General features: G+C 62.7%; 2 protein-coding genes and 2 rRNA genes. All 4 read left to right on the top strand.

Features of this window, described 5'->3' with window-relative positions:
• Window positions 1-115: ribosomal RNA gene (locus C4B30_RS34870) — 23S ribosomal RNA — on the top strand; the annotation flags it as partial.
• A gap of 150 nt (window positions 116-265) precedes the next feature.
• Window positions 266-378 (top strand): 5S ribosomal RNA (rrf, locus tag C4B30_RS34875).
• A gap of 376 nt (window positions 379-754) precedes the next feature.
• Entirely contained in the window at window positions 755-2,830 is a 2,076-nt protein-coding gene (locus tag C4B30_RS34880) for a molybdopterin-containing oxidoreductase family protein (protein ID WP_027783445.1), read from the top strand.
• 136 nt (window positions 2,831-2,966) lie between these two features.
• The gene (locus C4B30_RS34885; RefSeq protein WP_027783446.1) at window positions 2,967-4,640 is read left to right on the top strand and encodes a long-chain fatty acid--CoA ligase; all 1,674 of its coding nucleotides are present in this window, start codon (window positions 2,967-2,969) and stop codon (window positions 4,638-4,640) included.
• Window positions 4,641-4,944: the final 304 nt, after the last annotated feature.

Consider the following 4,944-nt stretch of genomic DNA (forward strand, 5'->3'; position numbering starts at 1 on the left):
TGGGGACTAGATCCCCTTGAAGGGTCGTTCGAGACCAGGACGTTGATAGGTCAGGTGTGTAAGCGCAGTAATGCGTTCAGCTAACTGATACTAATTGCCCGTAAGGCTTGATCCTATAACAAGTCTGCCTTATGGATGAGCGCCGTGCGATGCACGTGCAGCCATCCAAGAGACTGGTTGGATTCTCGTGTGTGATACACACAACCTAAATTACTGCTTCTTCCAAGATTGGTTGCGCTGCGAAGCAACGCAACAACCCCCTTTGCCTGATGACCATAGCGAGTCGGTCCCACCCCTTCCCATCCCGAACAGGACCGTGAAACGACTCTACGCCGATGATAGTGCGGATTCCCGTGTGAAAGTAGGTAATCGTCAGGCTCCCTAAGCCAGAAACCCCCGCCCAAAAAGGCGGGGGTTTTTGCATTGGCGCGGCCGAAATGCACGTGCGGGCGGAAGAGCACTACCCAGCCTATCTGCGTTAGCACCTCACCCACGCAATCAATTGCCGCATCAAATTCCCTCAATCGGTTGCACCTCCAGCGATTCAGTCGATTACTACTCGTATCTTCGACCAAGACCGCAATTTGCTTTCCCCAGCGTATCGACAAGCGGGATTGTGCGACCAGCTTTCTGCTTGCTGGAGCCCGCCACCTTGCCCTTCTTCGGTCAGGTAATCCAAAATCGGTGCGAAATAGGCGCTTTATTCGGCGTGTCCACGTAAAATTTGCGAATCCCCATCTCCGCATTCAAAACGATGAACGCCGTCACCCAGGTAGCCCGGGCAGTTTGCCCGCATGATTGTCCGGACACGTGCGCAATGCGGGTGACCGTCGAGAACGGGAAGGCAATCAAGGTCACCGGCGATCCCGATCATCCGCCGACGCAAGGCGTGTTGTGCACAAAGGTCAGCCGATACGCGGATCGCGTTCATCATCCCGATCGCCTCACTGTCCCGCTCAAGCGTGTCGGCACGAAGGGGGAAGGGCGCTTCGTGCCCATCAGCTGGAGCGAGGCGTTCGACGAGATCGGCCGTCGCCTCGGTGAAATCGCCGCACGCGCGCCGGAAGCGATCGTGCCGTACAGCTATGCGGGAACCATGGGGCTCGTGCAAGGCGAGGGCATCGCCCAGCGCTTCTTTCACAAACTCGGCGCCTCGCGGCTGGAGCGGACGATCTGCTCGGCAGCCGGTGCAGCGGGGCTGCGATACACATACGGCGGCAGTGTCGGCATGCACCTCGAACATTTCGAGGAAAGCGAGCTGATTCTGATATGGGGCGCCAACCCGATTGCATCGAGCCTGCACTTCTGGACCCGCGCGCAGGAAGCGAAGCGCCGTGGCGCGCGTCTTGTCGCGATCGACCCGTATCGTTCGCTGACCGCGGAGAAATGCCATCAGCACATCGCACTGAAGCCCGGTACCGATGGCGCGTTCGCGCTCGGCATGATGCATGTGTTGATGACCGAAAACCTGCTCGATCACGATTACATCGCCGACCATACGCTGGGCTTCGACGCGCTCAAGGCGCGCGCCATGTCCTATCCGCCGGAACGCGTGGCGCAGATCTGCGACATCGATGCGTCGGAACTGGTCGATCTTACGCGTCGCTACGGCGCCACCCGTAAGGCATCGATCCGCCTCAACTACGGCATGCAGCGCGTTCGCGGCGGCGGCAATGCCGTCCGCGCGATTGCCAGCCTGCCGGCGCTGACGGGGGCGTGGCGCGATCGGGCAGGCGGCCTGCTTCTCTCGTCGTCGGAATCGGCGCCCGTCAACCAGGCGGCGCTGCTGCGTCCGGACCTGATGCCGGGGTGGCCGCACAAGCTGCCTCGCATCATCAACATGAACGCGATCGGCGACGCGCTGCTGCATCCGGGGGACGCGACGTTCGGGCCGAAAGTCGAAGCGGTGATCGTGTACAACTCGAATCCGGCGGCGGTTGCGCCGGACTCGTCGAAGGTCGCCGCGGGCTTCGCACGCGACGATTTGTTCACGGTCATTCTCGAGCACTTCAAGACAGATACGGTCGATTTCGCCGACATTGTATTGCCGGCGACCACGCAGCTCGAACATCTCGATGTCCACAAATCGTATGGCCATACCTACGTGATGGCGAACCTGCCGGCGATTCCGCCGGTGGGAGACGCGCGGCCGAACACGGAGATCTTTCGCGGGATCGCGCGCAGCATGGGACTCGATGAGCCCGCGCTCTATCACAGCGACGAAGAGGTCGCGCGCGCGGCGCTTCGCTGGGACGATCCGGCGCTCGACAGCGACTGGGACACGCTGAAGCGAGCCGGCTGGCTGAAGCTCAAGCTGCCGGAGGCGCCGTTCGCGAATGGCGGTTTCCGCACGCCCTCCGGCAAGTGCGAGTTCTACAGCCCGCGGCTCGAACAGATGGGCATGGACCCCGTCCCCGACTACCTGCCGCCGTTCGAATCGGCCGAAGCCGCGCCCGAGCTTGCCGCACGCTATCCATTGGCGATGATTTCGCCGCCGGCCCGCCACTTCCTGAACAGCACCTTCGTGAACGTCGACAGCCTGCGTTCGACCGAAGGTGAGCCGCACCTCGACATGCATCCGGCCGACGCCGGCGCCCGCGGCATCGCAGAGGGCGACGCCGTCCGCATCTTCAACGACCGCGGCTCGATGCAGGCGCTCGCGCGAATCACCGATCGCGCGCGTGCCGGGCTCGTCGTCGGGTTGTCGATCTGGTGGAAGAAATTGTCGCCGGACGGCAGGAACGCGAACGAGGTGACGAGCCAGGCGCTGACCGATCTGGGCAATTCGGCGACGTTTTACGATTGTCTTGTGGAAGTTGAGCGGATTTGATCGAATATCGCCGTATGATCAGACGAAATTGAGGTCAAGTTCGAAGTGGACATCTAACCCTGTTGTCTCGGGGCGGGGGAGCCGTTACGATGCCTTTTAGCACGACCATTCGAAAATCAGTGAGGAGACGCGCGGTATGGACAAAATTTGGCTGAAATCGTACCCACCCGGCGTTCCAGCCGAAATTGACTCCTCTCCTTATCCGTCCGTCCCGGACCTGCTCGACGAGAGCTTCCGGCAGTATCGCGACCGTACCGCGTTCGTCTGCATGGGCAAGGGCATCACGTACGGCGAACTCGACACGCTGTCGCGCCAGTTCGGCGCGTGGCTGCAGTCCCGCGGCCTGGCTCGCGGGGCGCGCGTCGCGATCATGATGCCGAACGTGCTGCAGTACCCGGTGACGATCGCCGCGGTCCTGCGCGCCGGCTATACCGTCGTCAACGTCAATCCGCTCTATACGCCGCGCGAGCTCGAGCATCAGCTGAAGGACAGCGGTGCGGAGGCGATCGTCATCCTCGAGAATTTCGCGTCGACGTTGCAGGCCGTCATCGCCAATACGGCCGTCAAGCACGTGGTCGTCGCATCGATGGGCGACCTGCTGGGCATCAAGGGGTGGCTCGTCAACTACGTCGTGCGGAACGTGAAGAAGATGGTGCCCGCGTGGCAACTGCCCTCGTTCACGCGCTTCAAGGCGGCGCTCTCGGAGGGCGCGCGACAGGCGTTCAAGCCGCAGAAGATCGGCCCCGACGACGTCGCGTTCCTGCAGTACACGGGCGGCACGACCGGCGTTGCGAAGGGTGCGACGCTGCTGCACCGGAACATCGTGTCGAACGTGCTGCAGGCCGGCGCCTGGCACCAGCCGGCTCACGACAAGTATCCCGACGTGAAACAATTCGTGACGGTCGTCGCGCTACCGCTGTATCACGTGTTCGCACTGACCGTCTGCGGTTTCCTGACGATGCGTACCGGCGGCATGGGCATCCTGATCCCAAATCCGCGCGACATCGCCGGCATGATCAAGGAACTGAAGGGTTACCAGATCTCGACGATTCCCGCCGTCAACACGCTGTACAACGCGCTGCTCAACCATCCCGAATTCGGTCAGCTCGACCTGTCGAAGCTCGTGATCGCCAACGGCGGCGGCATGGCGATCCAGGAAGGCGTCGCGAAGCGGTGGTATGAAAAGACCCGCACGGCGATCATCGAAGGATACGGGCTGTCCGAAACGTCGCCGGTGGCGACCTGCAACCCTGTTACGGCCACCGAATACAGCGGGACGATCGGCTTGCCGCTGCCGTCGACCGAAGTCGCGATCCGCGACGATGCCGGCAATGACGTCGCGCTCGGCGAGCCCGGCGAGATCTGCATCCGCGGGCCGCAGGTGATGGCCGGCTACTGGAACCGGCCGGACGAGACCGCAAAGGTCATGTTCGCGGACGGCTTCTTCAAGACGGGCGATGTCGGCGTGATGGATGCACGCGGCTACGTGAAGATCGTCGATCGCAAGAAGGACATGATTCTCGTGTCCGGCTTCAACGTGTATCCGAACGAAGTGGAGGACGTGGTGGCGTCGCATCCGGGTGTGTTCGAGGTGGCAGCAGTCGGTGTGCCGGACGAGCATTCCGGCGAAGCCGTGAAGCTGTTCGTCGTGAAAAAGGATCCGGCGCTGACCGACAAGGACATCCTTGCTTACTGCAAGGAGCGGCTCACCGGATACAAGCGGCCGAAGCTGGTCGAGTTCCGCACGGAGCTGCCGAAGACGAACGTCGGCAAGATCCTGCGGCGCGAACTGCGCGACGGACGAGCGTAACGCGCGACGATACGGTTGAACGCAAAGCCCGGCCCGTGCCGGGTTTTTTGTTTGCGGCTGCGGGTGGATGAGCGCAAGCGCTTGTTTCGTGCGGGAGGTGGCGGCAATCCTTGTTTCGAGCTGACGGCGGTGCGCGCGACGCGCGTCTACCGCCATCCGCTAGCCGCCATCCGCTAGCCGCCATCCGCCATCCGCCATCCGCCATCCGCCATCCGCCATCCGCCATCCGCCATCCGCCATCCGCCGACCGCCGACCGCCGACCGCCGACCGCCGACCGCCGACCGCCGACCGCCGACCGCCGAC

The sequence above is a fragment of the Burkholderia sp. BE12 genome (assembly GCF_002959955.1).
Classification (GTDB): Bacteria; Pseudomonadota; Gammaproteobacteria; order Burkholderiales; family Burkholderiaceae; genus Burkholderia.